We start from the raw sequence: 17,992 nt of genomic DNA, 5'->3' as shown, positions 1-17,992 counted from the left end.
ATCAAGCCGCCTTGCTTTCGCCGCCGCCACCGGGGTTCATCATTTCCTGCTCGACCGCGTCGATTGACGGACGCTCATAGGCCGAGATGGTCTTGCGGCCGTATTCGAGGGCGACCTGCGGCACCGAGCCGTTCATGTAGGCAAGCAGCGTCTGCTTGACGATGATGTAGAGGCGGTTCTGCTTCTCGCGCACCGATTTGATGTTGGCGACCAGCGGCGCGACGATCGAATAGGACAGGAACACGCCAAGCAGCGTGCCGACGAGTGCGGCTGCGATCTTGGCACCGAGAACTTCCGGCGCCTCGCTGATCGCGCCCATCGCCTTGATGACGCCGAGAACCGCCGCGACGATACCTATGGCCGGGAAGGCGTCGCCCATCGTGTTCAGCGCGTGATAGCACTTCATCTTGTCGTGGGTGATGGTCTGGATTTCTTCATCCATCAACGCTTCGATCTCGTGCGATCGGGCGTTACCGATGATGATCAGGCGCACGTAGTCGCAGATGAAGGCGGTCAGTTCCTTGTTCTTCAGAACCGTCGGCGCCGCCTGGAAGATCGTGGATTCTTCCGGGTTGTCGATGTGGCTTTCGATCTCGTTGCGCGACTTGGTGCGCAGGTCCCGCATCAGCGAATAGAGAACGCCGAGCGTGTCGAGATATTCGCGCTCCTTCGGCACCCTGTGGCGAAAGGCTTCGCCGAGCGCCTTGCCGGTATCCTTAACCACCTTCATCGAGTTGGCCATGATGAAGCCGCCGATGCCAGCGCCGCCGATGATCAGCAGTTCGAAAGGCTGGTTGAGGACCTCCATGTGGCCGCCCATGGCCAGATAGCCGCCGAGAATACAGCCGAACGTCACAAGAAGCCCGATGATGATGTTCATTTTCGATACCTGTCGCGATCCTATTTTCCGCTAACGGGATACGGTTTCATGCTTGCGTGAGGCTGGCCGGTGCGGGCGATGGGGTCATTCATCGGAACAGGTTCGCGCAAGGCTATCCGGTCAGGATTTGTCAAGGCAGGGCGCATGCTCTGTCTCCAGTCATTCCGGCAGGGGCGAACCGATCGTGACCACGACCTACACGAGCTACAAGCTGATAACGGCCGACTTGACGAAGTCGCTGGCCCGCGTTGCCGAGCAGCCGGATGTGGCGCGCGAGACCGAGTACTACCTGTCGAAGATCGGCGACGTCAAAACGATCGACGATTTCTTTGCAGATACCAGGCTCTACAAGTACGCGATGAAAGCCCACGGTCTCGAAGACATGGCCTATGCCAAGGCTTTCATGCGCAAGGTGCTGACCGAAGGCATCGACAAGGACGACGCCTTCGCCAACAAGCTGACCGACAGCCGCTACAAGCAGCTCGTCGAATCGCTGAACTTCGCCGCCCACGGCGCGGCCGCCACATCCTTCGACCGTGCCCAAAAGGGCGTCGCCGACATATATGCTCGCCAGACGCTGGAGCAGAACGCCGGTGTGGAAAATGCCGGCGTGCGGCTAGCCCTCTATTTTTCGCGCATGGCGCCGACGATCAGCAGTGGCTACGCCATCATCGCCGACGAGGCGCTCGCCCAGGTGGTACGCACCGCGCTGCAATTGCCTGACGAATTCGCGGCGACCAATGTCGATCGTCAGGCCGAGACCTATGAAGCGGCGCTCGATTTCAAGGATTTCCAGAACCCGAGCAAGGTGACCGAGTTTCTCGACCGGTTCACGGCGCTCTGGGAAACCAAAAATTCAACGGACGGTTATGATCCGCTCGCAGTCTTCGGTTCTTCGAGCGGCTACGGCATCTCTTCCGATCTTCTCCTGTCCATCAACAGCCTGAAACTCGGGGGACGCTGAACGTGCAGACCGGTCTTTACGTCGCGATTTCGTCGCAGATGGCGCTGGAGAAGCGCCTCAACACGCTTGCCGACAACATCGCGAATGCCAGCACCGTCGGCTTCCGCGGCACCGAAGTGAAGTTCAACCAGATGCTCGGCGATACGAAGCCGACCAAGGTTGCCTATGTCAGCAAGGGCGAGGAATTCCTGAACACCAGCAACGGTTCGCTGACGCGGACCGGCTCGTCGCTCGACTTCGCCGTCAAGGGCGACGCCTGGTTTCAGATCGAGACGCCGGCAGGCCCGGCGCTGACGCGCGACGGCCGCTTTACCCTGACGGACGCCGGGGAACTCGTGACGATCCGCGGCTATCCGGTGCTCGACGCCGGCGGCGCGCCGATCCAGCTCAACGGCAATGGTGGGGAAATCACCGTCGGTGCCGATGGCGCGCTCCACCAGAACGGCGTCGCGGTCGCCTCGCTCGGCCTCTACCAGGCCGATTTCAGCAACGGCTTCGTGCGCCTCGACAACAGCGCCGTGCAGCCGGCGATGCAGCCGGAGCCGGTGGTCGATCGCTTCGATGTCGGCGTGATGCAGGGCTTCGTCGAGGAATCCAACGTCAATGCCATCCAGGAAATGTCGCAGCTGATCATGGTCACGCGCGCCTTCGACAACATCACCGGCCTGTTGCGTGACAGCGAGGGATCGCTCGAAGAAGCGGTCAAGACGCTCGGCGGCAGTCGCTAACTTCTGACGGGTACCGGCATGCAACGCGAAGGCCTGAAGACAAGCGCGGGATCGACCTCTCTGGCAGCACTTGCCGGTCTGGTTGAGCGCTATGCAAAGCCCGAATTCTCGATCGCTCCGGGCGGTCACGTGCAGACGATTTCACCCGGTCACTACACGGTGACCGGTCTGTCGCGGCATGTGCGGCTCGGTGATTTCGTCGCCCACAAGAGCGTCACTGGAACGCATCTCGGCGAGGTGGTGCGGGTCGAACCGGAGCGGGTGGTTGTCTGCCCGATCGAACCCGGCGATCCGATCGGCATCCATGACACCGTTATCCGCAAGGGCGCCTTCCGCGTCGCGCCGACCGATCAATGGTGCGGCCGCGCCATCAATGCGCTCGGCGAGCCGATCGACGGGCTCGGGCCGCTGCTGCAGGGCGATGTGCGCCGCTCGATCTCCAACACCGCGCCGCCGTCGATGAGCCGCAAGCGGGTCGAGAAGGGCTTTCTCACCGGGGTCAGGGCAATCGATATCTTCTCGCCCCTCTGCCTCGGCCAGCGTCTCGGCATCTTCGCCGGCTCCGGCGTCGGCAAGTCGACGCTGCTCTCCATGCTGGCGCGCGCAGACGCCTTCGACAAGGTGGTGATCGCGCTCGTCGGCGAGCGCGGCCGCGAAGTGCGCGAGTTTATCGAGGATACGCTTGGCGACAATCTCGCAAAGTCGGTCGCGGTGGTGGCAACCAGCGACGAAAGCCCGATGCTGCGCAAGATGGCGCCACTAACCGCCGTCACCATCGCCGAGCATTATCGCGACAATGGCGACAACGTGCTGCTGATCGTCGACAGCGTCACCCGTTTTGCACACGCGATCCGCGAAGTGGCGACGGCCTCGGGCGAGCCGCCGATTGCCCGCGGTTACCCGGCCTCCGTTTTCACCGAGCTGCCGCGGCTGCTGGAGCGCGCCGGTCCCGGTACCGAAGGCTCGGGCACGATCACGGCGATCATCTCCATCCTCGTCGACGGTGACAACCACAACGACCCGGTCGCCGACTCGACGCGTGGCATCCTCGACGGTCACATCGTGCTCGAACGCAGCCTTGCGGAAGAGGGGCGCTATCCGCCGATCAATCCGCTCGCGTCCATCTCGCGCCTGGCGCGCAAGGCCTGGACTCCCGACCAGGAAAAGCTGGTGTCGCGCCTGAAGGCGCTGATCCACCGCTTCGAGGAAACCCGCGATCTTCGCCTGATCGGTGGTTACCGCCCCGGTGGCGATCCCGACCTCGACATGGCGATCAAGCAGGTGCCGGTCATCTACGACGTGCTGACGCAGACCGCCGGTGAGCGCCCGGCGCAGGACGCCTTTGCCGATCTCGCCAATGCATTGAAGGCGGCGGCGATGGGCAATCAACCGGGCGCGAGAGCGAGGTGATGGCGGTGACCGATTACGATGCCGACGAAATGGTTCATCAGCGCAAGCAAAGCAGCCGCATGCCGATGACCGACAAGTTCCTGGCCGCGACCGGCGTCGCGCTTGCCGCCTTTGCGACTTTCTTTCCCTGGTACGCCTTCTTCCACCAGGACAAGTTCACCATGCCGCCGCTCTGGCAGGGTTCCACCCGCGATCTGCCGGAGCGCGCCGCCCGCAACGTCGTCTCGGTTTCGCCGCTGGCGATGCCCGATGCGGACGGCGAGACCATGGCGGCGATCGACCAACTGACGACGGCGACCGTGCCCGGGATCGGCGGCGGCCCGGGTCCCGAAGGGACCGCGGCGGAAGAGGGGCTGTCGCAGCCGTTTCCGGGCAAGTCCGGCTTCAAGCTGATGCATGTCGCCAATGGCCGGGCGCTGATCGAGGATGCGAGCGGCATGTATATCGTGCGCATCGGCTCCGTCCTGCCTGACAACACCCGGCTTGCCACGCTCGAGCAGCGCGACGGCCATTGGGTGATGATCACCTCGTCAGGCGAAGTCTACCAGGCCAACTGATTTAGCAGCCCATCGTCAGAGTTGATGGTCGCGTATCTGTTCGGATGCGCGGCGCGCCGCTGTTCGCCTGCAGCGGAATGCAAGCGTCCGGACCGCTGCGACCTCCGACGAAAGTCCCACGCAAGATTACCGGCCTAGGTTCGCATCACCAAGCATGGAGCTTTTGATGCAACCGATTCAGCTTTTCGAACTCGCGTCCCGGCAGGCCCAGTGGCTGACCGTTCGCCAGAACGTGGTGGCCGGCAACATCGCCAATGCGAACACGCCGCATTACAAGGCGAAGGACGTCAAGCCGTTCGAAAGCGTGCTGCAGGATACCGGCATGCAGATGGCCGCGACCCACAAGGCGCATTTTACCGAGGGCCTCGAGGCCTCGCAGGTGGCCGAAGTCGGCATGGTCGACGGTGTGCAGATCCAGCAGTCCGGCAACAGCGTCGCGATCGAGCAGGAAATGATGAAGACCGGCGAGATCAAGCGCGACTACGAGCTCAGCGCCGGGCTTGTGAAGGCGTTTCACCGCATGATGCTGATGACGGTACGGAAGTAAGAACCATGGATCCATTGACCTCAGCCCTCAAGGTATCGGCCTCCGGCCTCCAGGCGGAATCGACCCGTCTGCGTGTCGTCTCCGAAAACATCGCCAACGCCCGCTCGACCGGCGACGTGCCGGGTTCGGAACCCTACCGCCGCAAGACCATCAGCTTTGCCGCCGAAGTCGACCGGGCAAGCGGCGCCTCGCTGGTTGAGATCGAACGGCAGGGCACGGATGATTCGGACTTCAACATCGAGTTCGATCCGGGCAATCCGGCCGCCGACGAGAAGGGCATGGTCAAGATGCCGAACGTGAACATCCTGGTTGAGATGGCCGACATGCGCGAAGCCAACCGCGCTTACGAGGCCAACCTCCAGACCATCAAGCAGTCCCGCGATCTGATTTCCCAGACAATCGACCTGTTGAGAGCCTCGCAATAATGATCGATGCAGTCAAATCCCTCGGCGCGTTCTCGGTCACCAAAGAGACCGACGGCACCCGTTCCACGTCTTCCTCGTCGTCGATCTTCGGCATGCCGGCCGCCACGCCGGGCGTGCCGCAGGGGCAAAGCTTCGCCTCGGTCCTCGGGGATATGGCGACCGACACAATCAACGCGATGAAAAAGGCCGAGGGCGCATCGCTCGACGGCATCCGCGGTCAGGCAAACACCCGTGAAGTTGTCGATGCTGTCATGAACGCCGAACAGTCGCTCCAGACAGCTATCGCCATCCGCGACAAGGTGGTCACCGCCTACCTCGAAATCGCGCGCATGCAGATCTGAAGGAACGAGACATGAAGGCCCTTTCCATTGCCGCAACCGGCATGAACGCCCAGCAGCTGAACCTCGAAGTGATCGCGAACAACATCGCGAACATCAACACGACCGGTTACAAGCGCGCCCGCGCAGAATTCTCCGATCTGCTTTATCAGACCGAGCGCGCCCAGGGCGTGCCGAACCGCTCCAACCAGGCTATCGTTCCGGAAGGCGCGATCATCGGTCTCGGCGTCCAGACGGCTGCCGTGCGCAACCTGCATATCCAGGGCAGCATGGTCAACACCGGCAACGACTATGACCTGGCGCTGATGGGCCGCGGCTGGTTCCAGGTCGAAACGCCGGATGGCGAGACGGTTTATACGCGCTCGGGCGCCTTCAACAAGAATGCCCAGGGCCAGCTCGTGACCATCGACGGTTACACGGTCGTCCCCGGCATCACGGTTCCGCAGGATGCGACGGAAATCGCCTTCACCAGCTCCGGCCAGGTGATGGTGCGCATCGGCAACGATCCCGCGATGCAGGAAATCGGTCAGCTGACGATCGCCAACTTCGTCAACGAGGCCGGTCTCGAGCCGCAGGGTGACAACCTCTTCAAGCAGACCCCGGCTTCCGGCGACGCGATCGTCGGCACACCGGCCGACCCGGGCTTCGCCCAGATCAAGCAGAAGTATCTCGAGGCGTCCAACGTCGATCCGGTCAAGGAAATCACCGACCTGATCTCGGCCCAGCGCGCCTACGAGATGAACTCCAAGATCATCCAGGCGGCCGATGAAATGGCGGCCACGGTGAGCAAGAACCTCAGGTAACGAAAGAGGGGGCAAACATGATGTTTCGCCGATCCGCAGACATCAAGGTATCGAAAGGCGACAGCGCATCCACCGCGCTTCGTCTGGCGGCTGGCGCCTTGCTTGCCACCACTTTCCTGTTGCCTTCGGCGAGCCTTGCGGAGCGGCCGACCGCGGTGATCCCGACGCGGACGATCTATCCGGGCGAAACGATCGACCGCAGCCGCGTCGAGGTTGTCGACGTTACCAACCCCGATCTCGCGGACGGCTACATCAGGACCCTCAACGAAATCGACGGCAAGGTCACCAAGCGCACGCTTCTGCCCGGTCGGGTGATCCTCGCAAACGCACTGCGCGAGCAGTATGCCGTCGAGCGCGGTTCGACCGTGCGCCTCGTCTTCAGCAATGGCGGCCTGACCATCAGCGCCGCCGGATCACCGCTCCAGGATGCCGCCGTCGGCGAACTGATCCGGGCGCGCAACATCGATACCGGCATCATCGTTTCCGGAACGGTAATGGCCGACGGCACTGTCCATGTGGTGGCGAAATGAAAATGCTTGCCTGCAAATGGTTCCTGACGCTGGCCGTCGCGATCTCGACGGCGCTGACGCCGGCTTTCGGCGCGTCCAGGATCAAGGACATCGCCTCGCTCCAGGCGGGACGCGACAACCAGCTCATCGGCTATGGCCTCGTCGTCGGTCTCCAGGGGACCGGCGACACCTTGCGTGCCTCGCCGTTCACCGACCAGTCGATCCGGGCGATGCTGCAGAACCTCGGCATCTCCACCCAGGGCGGCGATTCGCGCACGCGCAACGTTGCTGCGGTTCTGGTGACGGCGACGCTGCCGCCGTTTGCAAGCCCCGGCAGCCGCGTCGATGTGACCGTCGGTTCGCTCGGCGATTCCACCTCGCTTCGCGGCGGCACCCTGGTGATGACGTCGCTCTCCGGCGCGGACGGCCAGATCTATGCAGTCGCGCAAGGGTCCGTCGTCGTGACGGGCTTTGCCGCGCAGGGTGATGCGGCAACCCTCAACCAGGGTGTGACGACGGCTGGGCGCGTGCCCAATGGCGCGATCATCGAGCGCGAGCTGCCGTCCAAGTTCAAGGATGGCTTCAACCTCGTTCTGCAACTGCGCAACCCGGACTTCTCGACGGCTGTCGGCATGGCTGCGGCGATCAACAAATATGCCGCCCAGCAATATGGCGGTCGCATTGCCGAGGCACGCGATTCCCAAGCTGTGCTCGTCGAAAAGCCGAAGATGGCCGACCTCGCCCGGCTGATGGCCGATATCGAGAACATCGTGATCGAGACGGATGTCCCGGCCCGCGTCGTCATCAACGAACGCACCGGCACGATCGTGATCGGCCAGGACGTTCGCATCAACGAGGTGGCGGTGAGCTACGGCACCCTGACCGTCGAGGTCAGCGAGACGCCGACGGTGGTTCAGCCGTTGCCATTCTCGCGCGGACGAACGGAGGTGGAACCGAACACCACCATCAACGCGCAGTCCGATGGCGGCACGGTGGCGATCCTCAACGGATCGAGCCTTCGCTCCCTCGTCGCCGGTCTTAACAACATCGGTGTCAAGCCGGACGGCATCATCGCCATCCTGCAAAGCATCAAAACGGCCGGGGCCCTCCAGGCGGAGCTAGTGCTGCAATGACGGCGAACATGAACCCATCCTTCGGCAAGGTCCGCAATCTGTTGCTTGTCGGCGCGGCCGTCGCTTCGATGCTGACGATGCCTGGCGCCTTCGCCCAGGACGTTACCGCGCCTCCGGCAGCCGACGCGACGCAGAATGAGATCCAACAATTCTGCACCAACATTGCCGACGCCGCCCGCGACCAGCGCTACGTGCTGCAGCGCAAGGACCTCGAGACCTTGCAGGCAAGCATCGACGAACGCATCGCGACGCTGGAGAAGCGGCGCGACGAATACGAGGATTGGCTGAAACGCCGCAATGATTTCCTGAAACAGGCCCAACTCGGCCTCGTCGACATCTACAAGACGATGAAGCCGGATGCAGCTGCCGGCAAGCTGGAAATGGTCAATCCGGAGATCGCCGCCGCGATCGTCATGCAGCTGCCGCCACGACAGTCGTCGCTGATCCTCAGCGAAATGACGGACGAAAAAGCGGCAACTCTTACCAACATCATCTCGAGCGCCAGCGATCCGAACACCTCGAAGGAACCATCATGAAAATGCGTCTAACGGCCGTGCTGACGGCGGGTCTCCTTGCCGGGTGTCAGAACCAGGCGTTCAACGAGATTGGTCGGGCGCCTTCGATGAGCCCGATCGGCAGCGGTCTGCAATATTCCCAGACGCCGCAGCTTGCCATGTATCCGAAGCAGCCGCGCCAGGTGGTAAGTGGCTACTCGCTCTGGAACGACCAGCAGGCCGCCCTGTTCAAGGACGCGCGCGCGATCAATGTCGGCGACATCCTGACGGTCGATATCAAGATCAACGAAGGCGCCACCTTCGACAACAAGACGGATCGCAGCCGCAAGAACAGCAGTGGCTTCAACGTCGGTGCCAACGGCAAGTCGGAGGCCAGCGATTTCGGCTGGGAGGGCGACCTGAAATATGGGTCGAATACCAAGACCGAGGGCGACGGCACGACCGAGCGTTCGGAAAAGCTGAGGGTGCTCGTCGCCGCAGTCGTGACCGGAGTTCTCGAAAACGGCAACCTCTTGATCAGCGGTTCGCAGGAAGTGCGCGTCAATCACGAACTGCGCATCCTCAACGTTGCCGGCATCGTGCGGCCGCGGGATGTCGATGCCGAGAACGTCATCAACTACGACCGCATCGCCGAGGCACGCATTTCCTATGGCGGCCGCGGTCGCTTGACCGAGGTGCAGCAGCCGCCCTACGGCCAGCAGTTCATGGATCTATTTTCACCGATCTGATCGGCAGGGAACGGCAAGATGGAAGAATTGGATAGCGCCACCGCGCCGAAGCCGCCGTCAAAGGTGATGACCATCGCGATCGTCGCCGTGCTGACGCTCGTTGCCGGCGGCGGCGGCTGGCTGGTCGGCGGCTTGCTTGCGCCGCCTCCGCCGAAGGAGCAGGTCGAGGCGACGAAGGAACCGGCCGCCAACGCCACGGGCGAAGAGGGGCTGCCGAAGATCGCGACCGAAGCGAACGGTGTCGTCCAGCTGGAGCCGATCACCACCAACCTTGCCTATCCCTCGGAAAACTGGATACGGCTCGAGGTGGCGCTGCAGTTCGACGGCGCGCCCGATCCCAAACTGGCGGAACAGATCCACCAGGATATTGCCGCCTATCTGAAGACGGTCTCGCTGCAGCAGATCCAGGGGCCGCGCGGGTTTCAATATCTCCGGGATGACATTCAAGAGCGGGTTGACCTGCGCTCCGATGGGCGCGTAACCAATGTGATGTTCAGAACCTTCGTCATCCAATGATTCGATAAATGGTCCGGCTTGTCGCCTTCATAGTCGCCATGATGGCGATGTCCGGTATTGCCGGCGCCCAGAGTTTTCCCTCTGACATCCTGAATACACCTATCGACGGGTCGGCCGCCTCGTGGATCATCCGCACTTTCGGTCTTCTGACCGTCCTGTCGGTGGCCCCGGGCATCCTGATCATGGTCACCAGCTTTCCGCGCTTCGTGATCGCCTTTGCGATCCTGCGCACCGGCATGGGCCTGGCAACGACGCCATCGAACATGATCATGGTGTCGCTGGCCCTGTTCATGACCTTCTATGTCATGGGGCCGACCTTCGATCGCGCTTGGCGCGACGGCATTGACCCGCTCATGAAGAACCAGATCACCGAGGCCGAGGCGATCCCGCGGATCAGCGAGCCGTTCCGCGAATTCATGCTCGCCAACACCCGCGACAAGGACCTGCAGCTCTTCATCGATATCGCCAAGGAGAAGGGCCAGACGGTCGTCGTCGACGACAAGGTCGATCTTAGGGCGGTCGTGCCGGCCTTCATGATCTCGGAAATCCGTCGCGGCTTCGAAATCGGCTTCCTGATCATGCTGCCGTTCCTGGTGATCGACCTGATCGTTGCCACCATCACCATGGCCATGGGCATGATGATGCTGCCACCGACGGCGATCTCGCTGCCCTTCAAGATCCTGTTCTTCGTGCTGATCGACGGATGGAACCTGCTCGTCGGCAGCCTCGTGCGCTCCTTCAGCTAGATACCCGTCGCCAGAGGTTTGAGCGCTTCGAAAAGCGCAAACAAAAAAGGCAGCGCCTCGGCGCTGCCTTTCGTTGTTCAAGTCGAGTATCGGATCGCTTAGCGCTCGAACGAACCAGCTCGTACCGGTAGGGCCGGAACGTCGATGTGATCCGGCGCCAGACCTCTCTTTGCGCGGTCAGCCATCATTTCGTAGCCCTGTTCCAGGTGGCGGCAGAAGCGTTCGGCATCGAACAACGGCATGCGGAACCGGTTTTCCTCGAGTGTCTTGCGATAGCCGGGAATCCTGTCGCGGTTGTTGTAGAGCGCGACCGCCTCGCGAATGTAGTCCTCCGGTCCGTTGGCAACGAGTTCCGGCACGCCGATGGCGTTGAGCAGGCTCTCGCTCACGCGCGACGCGAAGTTGGTGCCCTTGAACGTCAGAACCGGCAGGCCAGCCCAGAGCTGCTCGGAAGTCGTCGTGTGGCCGTTATAGGGATAGGTGTCGAGGCCGATGTCGGCGACCGGGATACGGCTGATGTGGTCTTGATAGAGGACCTTGGGGCAGACGATGATGCGCTTGGTGTCGATGCCGGCACTCTTGAACTTTGCGATGATGTTCGCTCGCGCATCCGGGCGGCTGCACATCAGCCAGAGCACGCTGTCAGGGGTTTGCTGAAGGATCTCGATCCACAGGTTGATCGTTTGCAACGAGATCTTGCGGTTGGCATTGAACGACGCGAAGACGAACGCGTCCTCGGGCAGACCTAGCTGGCGCCGCGACATCGGCTGCGGCAGCGGGCGGCTGTAGGGATCGTTCGGCTGATAGGTCTCCGGCAGGCGGCAGTATTTTTCGTAGTAGTGCATTTCGCTGCCGTCGGGCAGGACGAAGGGATCGCCGATGATGTAGTCGAGATCGACGTTGACGTTGGTGCCGGGGAAACCGAGCCAGCTGACCTGAATGGGGGCGGCTTTGTGGTTGAAGATCGTCGCCCGGCTTTCAAGCGTGTGCCCTTTCAGATCGACGAGGATATCGATGTTCTCCGACCGAATGACCGCCGCGGCCTGCTCATCGGAGAATTCGCCGATCTGGATGATGTTGCCCCATTTTTCACGCGAACCGTTGTCTCGTGCAACGTTGCTGGGCGACGTGTGGCAAAACAGGGTGACATCGAAGCGCGTGCGGTCATGCGCCTCCAGCGCCGCTGCCATCAGCTTCATGGTCGCGTGATCGTGCCAGAAGTCGGAAGACACATAGCCGATGCGAATACGATCACCCCAGGCATGCGCCATGGTCCGGCGCACCTCGGTGTTCTCCGGCGGGAAGGGGCGATATTGCGCACCGGCGATGCGGTTGAGCCTTTCATCGCCACACCAGGTGACGTGGTAGTATGGCGCTTCCGATGAAAGGGTGTCGTCCTGGCCGAGCTTCAGGGCTCTTTCGATCTCGCGGTGGTGTTTCTCGACCTCCGGATAGTCGTTGGCTTCACGGGCATAGACGAGATAGGCCGAGCGCAGCGTCGTGTTCTTCGGGTAGGATTTGAAGAGATTGGCGACGGCTTCGCGATCCTGCACGTCGCCGACATCCGCGGTCAGAAGTTTGAATGCGAGCGATTGGTGATAGCGATTGGCGCTGGTCGAAAGCGGCGCCTTGAACAGGCCGAGGATTTCTTTCTGATCGCGTTTCAGGAAAATCGAAGCAATGATGAAGGCGATATCCGGATCGGTCTTCGCCTTTTCCAGAAGCGGCAGGCCGATCGCAAGCGCTTCGTCTTCGTGCCCGTTGGCGAAATAGAGCTTCATCGCCTCGGTGAGATAGTCCTGCGACCGTGAGCCGCCGGCCTCCCCGGCGAGCTGGTAGGCGCGCGCGGCTTCGGGCTTGAAGCCGAGTTTCAGCAGAACCTTGGCGAGCAGTACATAGGTCTTGGTATCCCGATTGATGTTCATCAGGACGTTGAGCTGGTCGAGCGCGTCCGTGTACTGGCCTTTCTGATATTGCCGGGAAGCGGTCGAGAAAATGGCTTGGGCGTTCACTGATAGCTCCGTCGTCTGGGCTGCCGGCATCAAGGCTTGGCACTCGATGTCGCAAAGCAGGTCTCGCAGCCATCCTAGGTATGGGAGCTTGCCTCAGGCATGACGCGGTCAACCGCGATCAAGGCCCGGTCCTGTCTCGCAAGGGGCCATTCGAACGGCGCGTTTGGTGACCCGGGTCATTCACTTAAGGCGTTGTTAAGTATAAATTATCTCTCGCAGAGACCGCTTCGGCATTTAAGGAATTCGCAAGCATTGGGCTCGATATTCGGCCTCACATGACGGGTTTGGTTTCTTCCGAGATAGTCGTTGGAACCGAGAGGCATGAAGCCGATCCATCATCACCGGTAGTGTAAACAGTCCGGTATGTCCCCCAATCGTCTTAAGTAATAAAGGGACACTCTAATGACGAGCATCATGACCAATTCCGCCGCAATGGGCGCTCTCGCTACCCTGCGTTCGATCAATTCGGATATGGAAACCACCCAGGACCGCATCTCGTCGGGCCTGCGCGTCGGTAACGCTTCCGACAACGCCGCTTACTGGTCGATCGCAACCACCATGCGTTCGGACAACAAGGCTCTCTCGACCGTCCAGGACGCCCTCGGCCTCGGTGCTGCCAAGACCGACGTTGCCTACACGGCCATGGAAAACTCCAAGAACGTCGTCGACGAGATCAAGAAGAAGCTCGTTGCCGCCAGCGAGCCGGGCGTTGACAAGAGCAAGATCCAGAAGGAAGTCAAGGAACTCCAGAACCAGCTGGTGAGCATTGCCAAGTCGGCTTCGTTCTCGGGCGAAAACTGGGTTTACAACGACACCAACAACACGGCTGCCACCAAGTCGATCGTCGGTTCGTTCAACCGTGACAACCAGGGTAACGTCAGCCTGACGACGCTCCAGTTCGACACGAACAAGAGCTCGCTGATCCAGGTTGACAGCACCGGCACCAACGTCACCAACGGCACGGGCCTGCTCTCCAGCAACATGGAGTACAAGGATGCAACCGGCTCGACCGTGACCGCCGGCTACAGCGTCCTGAGCATGGACATCACCAACATGACGGCCGGCGCTCTGGCTGAAGCCATCTCGGGCGTTGACGCAACGCTGCTGCAGATGACCGATGCCGCTTCCGACCTCGGTGCGCTCAACAGCCGCGTCGAGCTGCAGAAGAACTTCGTTCAGGACCTCTCGGACTCGATCGAGAAGGGTATCGGCAAGCTCGTCGACGCTGACATGAACGAAGAGTCGACCCGTCTGAAGGCTCTGCAGACGCAGCAGCAGCTCGGTATCCAGGCGCTCTCGATCGCCAACTCGAACTCGCAGAACATCCTGTCGCTGTTCCGCTAATCGATCGCCAGACGGCGCGGGTTTCGGCCCGCGCCCGACTGCAGAAAATCGAAACCGCGCTTCGCAAGGGGCGCGGTTTTTTGTTGCGCTCTGTCGGATGTTGGTTGTTCCGAAAATAATCGCGCCGTCTTAGGTCGACGTTAACCACGATGGTGTTTGCTGTGTCCATCGAAGGAGCGGGTTAACCAACAACATTAACCGGTTAACAGGCATGAAGCTGACCGCTGCTTCCCGGTAGCTCCCGGAATGTCCCTTTTTCACGAGTATTGCCAAGGGGCACACAGCCAATGACCAGCATCATGACGAACACCGCCGCAATGGCGGCTCTCTCCACTCTGCGTTCGATCAATTCGGATATGGAAACCACCCAGGACCGCATCTCGTCGGGCCTGCGCGTCGGCTCCGCTGCCGACAACGCCGCTTACTGGTCGATCGCAACCACCATGCGTTCGGACAACAAGGCACTCGGTACCGTTGAAGACGCCCTCGGCCTCGGTGCTGCCAAGACCGACGTTGCCTACACGGCCATGGAAAACTCCAAGGACGTCGTCGACGAGATCAAGAAGAAGCTGGTTGCCGCTAGCGAGCCGGGCGTTGACAAGAGCAAGATCCAGAAGGAAATCAAGGAGCTGCAGAACCAGCTCATCAGCATTTCCAAGTCGGCTTCGTTCTCGGGCGAAAACTGGGTCTACAACGACACCAACAACACGGCTGCCACCAAGTCGATCGTCGGCTCGTTCAACCGCGACGCCCAGGGTAACGTCAGCCTGACGACGCTCCAGTTCGACACGAACAAGAGCTCGCTGATCCAGGTCGACAGCCTCGGTGCCAACGTCACGAACGGCACGGGCCTGCTCTCCAGCCACATGGAGTACAAGGATGCAACCGGCTCGACCGTCACGGCCGGCTACAGCGTCCTGACCATGGACATCACCAACATGACGACCGGCGCTCTGGCCGAAGCCATCTCGGGCGTTGACGCAACGCTGCTGCAGATGACCGACGCTGCCGCCGATCTCGGTGCGCTCAACAGCCGCGTGGAGCTGCAGAAGGGCTTCGTTCAGGACCTCTCGGACTCGATCGAGAAGGGCATCGGCCGCCTCGTCGACGCCGACATGAACGAAGAGTCGACCCGTCTGAAGGCTCTGCAGACGCAGCAGCAGCTCGGCATCCAGGCGCTCTCGATCGCCAACTCGAACTCGCAGAACATCCTGTCGCTGTTCCGCTAATCGATCGTCAGACGGCGCGGGTTTCGGCCCGCGCTCGACTGCAAAATACAGAAACCGCGCTTCGAAAGAGGCGCGGTTTTTTCTTTTCGATTGCAGCCGGAAGTATCCGGAAAAAAATCGTCTGCGCTTTAGGTTTCATTAACCACGATGGTGTTTTCTGTGGCCAACGAAGCGGCGGGTTAATCGACATTAACAGGCATGAGGCTGACCGCTGCTTCCCGGTAATCCCGGAATGTCCCTTTTCATTCCAAATCAGCCAACAAGGGGCAATCAGCCAATGACCAGCATCATGACGAACACCGCCGCAATGGGCGCGCTTCAGACCCTGCGTTCGATCAACTCGCAGATGGAAACCACCCAGGACCGTATCTCGTCGGGCCTGCGCGTTGGCTCCGCTGCCGACAACGCCGCTTACTGGTCGATCGCAACCACCATGCGTTCGGACAACAAGGCACTCTCGACCGTTGAAGACGCCCTCGGCCTCGGCGCTGCCAAGACCGATGTTGCCTACACGGCCATGGAAAACTCCAAGGACGTCGTCGACGAGATCAAGAAGAAGCTGGTCGCCGCCAGCGAGCCGGGCGTCGACAAGAGCAAGATCCAGAAGGAAATCAAGGAGCTGCAGAGCCAGCTCTTGAGCATCGCCAAGTCGGCTTCGTTCTCTGGCGAAAACTGGGTCTACAACGACACCAACAACACGGCTGCTACCAAGTCGATCGTCGGCTCGTTCAACCGCGACGCCCAGGGTAACGTCAGCCTGACGACGCTCCAGTTCGACACGAACAAGAGCTCGCTGATCCAGGTCGACAGCCTCGGTGCGAACGTCACGAACGGCACGGGTCTGCTCTCCAGCAACATGGAGTACAAGGATGCAACCGGCTCGACCGTGACCGCCGGCTACAGCGTCCTGACCATGGACATTACCAACATGACCATGGGCGCTTTGGCAGAAGCCATCTCGGGCGTTGACGCAACGCTGTTGCAGATGACCGACGCTGCCGCCGATCTCGGTGCGCTCAACAGCCGCGTGGAGCTGCAGCAGAACTTCGTCCGCGACCTCTCGGACTCGATCGAGAAGGGCGTTGGCCGCCTCGTCGACGCTGACATGAACGAAGAGTCGACCCGTCTGAAGGCTCTGCAGACGCAGCAGCAGCTCGGCATCCAGGCGCTCACGATCGCCAACACCAACTCGCAGAACATCCTGTCGCTGTTCCGCTAAGCGAACGACAGGGAAGACGGGCGACCTTTCGCCCCTCTTGCGCACACAGCAGAAAGGTCGCACGCCCAAGGGGTCGTGCGGCCTTTTTCGTTTTGCGCTTCAAACTTTCCCAGCCGTGTTGGCAGCGCGTGCGATCCGCCTTTAACCTTTCATCCATATTCCCTTATTTTTGTTCACCTTTGTTACCGGCTTACTAACGGCGTTAACCATTTGTTAACCATGCAATCGTTACATATTGGTTAAGAGCGAAGGGTCGCCTCCAGGGCAAAACAGGGGCGATTCGCATGATGCCAGTCCCATCGCTGCCGGTTCTGCACTCCGGAATGTCTTCAGAAATTCATTCCGGGCAGGTGACCAATGACCAGCATCATGACCAATACCGCCGCCATGGCGGCGCTTCAGACCTTGCGTTCCATCAATACCGACATGGCCGAGGTCCAGGACCGGATTTCCTCCGGCTACCGCGTGCAGACCGCTGCGGATAATGCCGCCTACTGGTCGATCGCGACCACCATGCGCTCCGACAATGCCGCGCTGTCGACCGTCGAAGACGCACTCGGCCTCGGTGCAGCCAAGATCGACACGGCCTATGCGGCCATGAATTCGTCGATCGACGTCGTCAGCGAGATCAAGCGCAAGCTGGTTGCCGCGCGCGAGCCGGGCGTCGACAAGCTGAAGATCGACAAGGAAATCACCGAACTCAAGAACCAGCTCCTGGCTGCCGCGCAGTCGGCATCCTTCTCCAGCGAAAACTGGCTCTATAACGCGAATGCGGCTTCCGTCGGCACCAAGTCGATCGTTGCCTCGTTCAACCGCGATGCCAACGGCAACGTGTCGGTCACCACGCTCGACTTCGACACGGCGCAATCCATGCTGATTGACACGGCCAATGCGAGCCGTGGCCTCCTGACCAGAAGCTACGACGCCTCGCTGCTCACGTCGCCGGTCGGCACCACGGCCAAGCTTTTCCACCTGATCGGCGCACCGGTGACCACTCCGAACGCGACCTCGTCCGAAATCAAGCTGACGTCAGCGACCACGGACGCCCAGATGGACGACATGATCCGCGTCGTCGACCACATCCTCGGCCAGTTGACGGATGCCGGCTCCACGCTCGGCGCCATCACCAAGCGCATCGACATGCAGGAAAGCTTCATCGCCAACCTGATGGATACGATCGACAAGGGTGTCGGTCGCCTGGTCGATGCAGACATGAACGAGGAATCGACGCGCCTCAAGGCACTGCAGACGCAACAGCAGCTCGGCATCCAGGCGCTCTCGATCGCCAATACGAACTCCGAGAACATCCTGCGCCTGTTCCAACAGTAAGGCGCATCGGCGGAGAGCGGCCGGCTGCGCCCGGCGGATCCGCCAAAACGCTTCCGCTTT

20 protein-coding genes are annotated in these 17,992 nt (G+C 61.2%); 18 read left to right on the top strand and 2 right to left on the bottom strand.

The window, feature by feature from the left end; all coding sequences use genetic code 11:
• Position 1 precedes the first annotated feature (1 nt).
• Positions 2–880, bottom strand: coding sequence for a flagellar motor stator protein MotA (motA, locus tag V7S54_RS02690; protein ID WP_065372401.1), 879 nt, complete (start codon positions 878–880; stop codon positions 2–4).
• 184 nt (positions 881–1,064) lie between these two features.
• On the opposite strand from motA, the gene V7S54_RS02685 reads away from it, so the two are divergent.
• The 14 genes from V7S54_RS02685 (at position 1,065) to fliP (ending at position 10,799) form a co-directional block, all read left to right on the top strand.
• Positions 1,065–1,844: a DUF1217 domain-containing protein gene (locus tag V7S54_RS02685; protein WP_065372402.1), complete on the top strand. Its 780-nt coding sequence runs from the start codon at positions 1,065–1,067 to the stop codon at positions 1,842–1,844.
• 2 nt (positions 1,845–1,846) lie between these two features.
• The gene (flgF, locus tag V7S54_RS02680) at positions 1,847–2,572 is read left to right on the top strand and encodes a flagellar basal-body rod protein FlgF (protein ID WP_065372403.1); all 726 of its coding nucleotides are present in this window, start codon (positions 1,847–1,849) and stop codon (positions 2,570–2,572) included.
• A gap of 18 nt (positions 2,573–2,590) precedes the next feature.
• The gene (gene fliI, locus V7S54_RS02675) at positions 2,591–3,982 is read left to right on the top strand and encodes a flagellar protein export ATPase FliI (RefSeq protein WP_058323545.1); all 1,392 of its coding nucleotides are present in this window, start codon (positions 2,591–2,593) and stop codon (positions 3,980–3,982) included.
• Entirely contained in the window at positions 3,982–4,539 is a 558-nt protein-coding gene (locus tag V7S54_RS02670; protein ID WP_065372404.1) for a flagellar protein, read from the top strand. Before fliI ends, V7S54_RS02670 begins: the two co-directional genes overlap by 1 nt.
• Before the next feature lie 166 nt (positions 4,540–4,705).
• Positions 4,706–5,086 (top strand): flagellar basal body rod protein FlgB, encoded by a 381-nt coding sequence (gene flgB / locus V7S54_RS02665; protein ID WP_057248268.1) that lies wholly within the window; start codon positions 4,706–4,708, stop codon positions 5,084–5,086.
• Positions 5,087–5,091: 5 nt separating this feature from the next.
• Positions 5,092–5,511 (top strand): flagellar basal body rod protein FlgC, encoded by a 420-nt coding sequence (flgC, locus tag V7S54_RS02660; RefSeq protein WP_065372405.1) that lies wholly within the window; start codon positions 5,092–5,094, stop codon positions 5,509–5,511.
• The gene (locus V7S54_RS02655) at positions 5,511–5,852 is read left to right on the top strand and encodes a flagellar hook-basal body complex protein FliE (RefSeq protein WP_065372406.1); all 342 of its coding nucleotides are present in this window, start codon (positions 5,511–5,513) and stop codon (positions 5,850–5,852) included. The genes flgC and V7S54_RS02655 overlap by 1 nt, the downstream gene beginning before the upstream one ends.
• A gap of 11 nt (positions 5,853–5,863) precedes the next feature.
• A complete protein-coding gene (flgG, locus tag V7S54_RS02650) occupies positions 5,864–6,652 on the top strand; it encodes a flagellar basal-body rod protein FlgG (protein ID WP_057248211.1) in 789 nt (262 codons plus the stop codon).
• 17 nt (positions 6,653–6,669) lie between these two features.
• A complete protein-coding gene (flgA, locus tag V7S54_RS02645; RefSeq protein ID WP_065372407.1) occupies positions 6,670–7,182 on the top strand; it encodes a flagellar basal body P-ring formation chaperone FlgA in 513 nt (170 codons plus the stop codon).
• On the top strand, positions 7,179–8,294 hold the full coding sequence (locus tag V7S54_RS02640) for a flagellar basal body P-ring protein FlgI (protein ID WP_065372408.1): 1,116 nt from the start codon (positions 7,179–7,181) through the stop codon (positions 8,292–8,294). Before flgA ends, V7S54_RS02640 begins: the two co-directional genes overlap by 4 nt.
• A gap of 8 nt (positions 8,295–8,302) precedes the next feature.
• Positions 8,303–8,830, top strand: a complete 528-nt coding sequence (locus V7S54_RS02635) for a MotE family protein (protein ID WP_419178144.1) — start codon at positions 8,303–8,305, stop codon at positions 8,828–8,830.
• Positions 8,827–9,537 (top strand): flagellar basal body L-ring protein FlgH, encoded by a 711-nt coding sequence (gene flgH, locus V7S54_RS02630; RefSeq protein ID WP_057248214.1) that lies wholly within the window; start codon positions 8,827–8,829, stop codon positions 9,535–9,537. Before V7S54_RS02635 ends, flgH begins: the two co-directional genes overlap by 4 nt.
• Before the next feature lie 18 nt (positions 9,538–9,555).
• Positions 9,556–10,053, top strand: a complete 498-nt coding sequence (locus V7S54_RS02625; protein ID WP_065372410.1) for a flagellar basal body-associated FliL family protein — start codon at positions 9,556–9,558, stop codon at positions 10,051–10,053.
• An 8-nt stretch (positions 10,054–10,061) separates the two neighbouring features.
• Entirely contained in the window at positions 10,062–10,799 is a 738-nt protein-coding gene (gene fliP, locus V7S54_RS02620) for a flagellar type III secretion system pore protein FliP (RefSeq protein ID WP_057248216.1), read from the top strand.
• A 98-nt stretch (positions 10,800–10,897) separates the two neighbouring features.
• Here fliP and V7S54_RS02615 read toward each other — a convergent pair whose 3' ends face one another.
• Positions 10,898–12,841 (bottom strand): O-linked N-acetylglucosamine transferase, SPINDLY family protein, encoded by a 1,944-nt coding sequence (locus V7S54_RS02615; RefSeq protein ID WP_065372411.1) that lies wholly within the window; start codon positions 12,839–12,841, stop codon positions 10,898–10,900.
• A 372-nt stretch (positions 12,842–13,213) separates the two neighbouring features.
• On the opposite strand from V7S54_RS02615, the gene V7S54_RS02610 reads away from it, so the two are divergent.
• The 4 genes from V7S54_RS02610 to V7S54_RS02595 all read left to right on the top strand — a co-directional run bounded on the left by V7S54_RS02610 (position 13,214) and on the right by V7S54_RS02595 (position 17,932).
• Positions 13,214–14,155 (top strand): flagellin N-terminal helical domain-containing protein, encoded by a 942-nt coding sequence (locus V7S54_RS02610; protein ID WP_275022733.1) that lies wholly within the window; start codon positions 13,214–13,216, stop codon positions 14,153–14,155.
• A gap of 287 nt (positions 14,156–14,442) precedes the next feature.
• Entirely contained in the window at positions 14,443–15,384 is a 942-nt protein-coding gene (locus V7S54_RS02605; protein ID WP_065372413.1) for a flagellin N-terminal helical domain-containing protein, read from the top strand.
• A gap of 277 nt (positions 15,385–15,661) precedes the next feature.
• Complete coding sequence (locus V7S54_RS02600) at positions 15,662–16,603, top strand: flagellin N-terminal helical domain-containing protein (RefSeq protein ID WP_336408041.1); 942 nt, start codon at positions 15,662–15,664, stop codon at positions 16,601–16,603.
• A gap of 357 nt (positions 16,604–16,960) precedes the next feature.
• Entirely contained in the window at positions 16,961–17,932 is a 972-nt protein-coding gene (locus V7S54_RS02595; RefSeq protein ID WP_065372816.1) for a flagellin N-terminal helical domain-containing protein, read from the top strand.
• The last annotated feature ends 60 nt before the right edge of the window (positions 17,933–17,992 follow it).

This window comes from Ensifer sp. CCNWLY38, assembly GCF_037120565.1.
Classification (GTDB): Bacteria; Pseudomonadota; Alphaproteobacteria; order Rhizobiales; family Rhizobiaceae; genus Ensifer; species Ensifer adhaerens_H.
Note: the sequence above shows the minus strand (reverse complement) of the source record. Positions and strands in the feature narration are given on the sequence as shown.

Bases quoted from the DNA above. Each gene is read 5' to 3' on its own strand.
- motA (WP_065372401.1), bottom strand. From the start codon at position 880: ATGAACATCATCATCGGGCTTCTTGTGACGTTCGGCTGTATTCTCGGC.
- fliI (WP_058323545.1), top strand. From the start codon at position 2,591: ATGCAACGCGAAGGCCTGAAGACAAGCGCGGGATCGACCTCTCTGGCA.
- V7S54_RS02670 (WP_065372404.1), top strand. From the start codon at position 3,982: ATGGCGGTGACCGATTACGATGCCGACGAAATGGTTCATCAGCGCAAG.
- flgB (WP_057248268.1), top strand. From the start codon at position 4,706: ATGCAACCGATTCAGCTTTTCGAACTCGCGTCCCGGCAGGCCCAGTGG.
- flgC (WP_065372405.1), top strand. From the start codon at position 5,092: ATGGATCCATTGACCTCAGCCCTCAAGGTATCGGCCTCCGGCCTCCAG.
- V7S54_RS02655 (WP_065372406.1), top strand. From the start codon at position 5,511: ATGATCGATGCAGTCAAATCCCTCGGCGCGTTCTCGGTCACCAAAGAG.
- flgG (WP_057248211.1), top strand. From the start codon at position 5,864: ATGAAGGCCCTTTCCATTGCCGCAACCGGCATGAACGCCCAGCAGCTG.
- flgA (WP_065372407.1), top strand. From the start codon at position 6,670: ATGATGTTTCGCCGATCCGCAGACATCAAGGTATCGAAAGGCGACAGC.
- V7S54_RS02640 (WP_065372408.1), top strand. From the start codon at position 7,179: ATGAAAATGCTTGCCTGCAAATGGTTCCTGACGCTGGCCGTCGCGATC.
- V7S54_RS02635 (WP_419178144.1), top strand. From the start codon at position 8,303: ATGAACCCATCCTTCGGCAAGGTCCGCAATCTGTTGCTTGTCGGCGCG.
- flgH (WP_057248214.1), top strand. From the start codon at position 8,827: ATGAAAATGCGTCTAACGGCCGTGCTGACGGCGGGTCTCCTTGCCGGG.
- V7S54_RS02625 (WP_065372410.1), top strand. From the start codon at position 9,556: ATGGAAGAATTGGATAGCGCCACCGCGCCGAAGCCGCCGTCAAAGGTG.
- fliP (WP_057248216.1), top strand. From the start codon at position 10,062: ATGGTCCGGCTTGTCGCCTTCATAGTCGCCATGATGGCGATGTCCGGT.
- V7S54_RS02615 (WP_065372411.1), bottom strand. From the start codon at position 12,841: ATGCCGGCAGCCCAGACGACGGAGCTATCAGTGAACGCCCAAGCCATT.
- V7S54_RS02610 (WP_275022733.1), top strand. From the start codon at position 13,214: ATGACGAGCATCATGACCAATTCCGCCGCAATGGGCGCTCTCGCTACC.
- V7S54_RS02605 (WP_065372413.1), top strand. From the start codon at position 14,443: ATGACCAGCATCATGACGAACACCGCCGCAATGGCGGCTCTCTCCACT.
- V7S54_RS02600 (WP_336408041.1), top strand. From the start codon at position 15,662: ATGACCAGCATCATGACGAACACCGCCGCAATGGGCGCGCTTCAGACC.
- V7S54_RS02595 (WP_065372816.1), top strand. From the start codon at position 16,961: ATGACCAGCATCATGACCAATACCGCCGCCATGGCGGCGCTTCAGACC.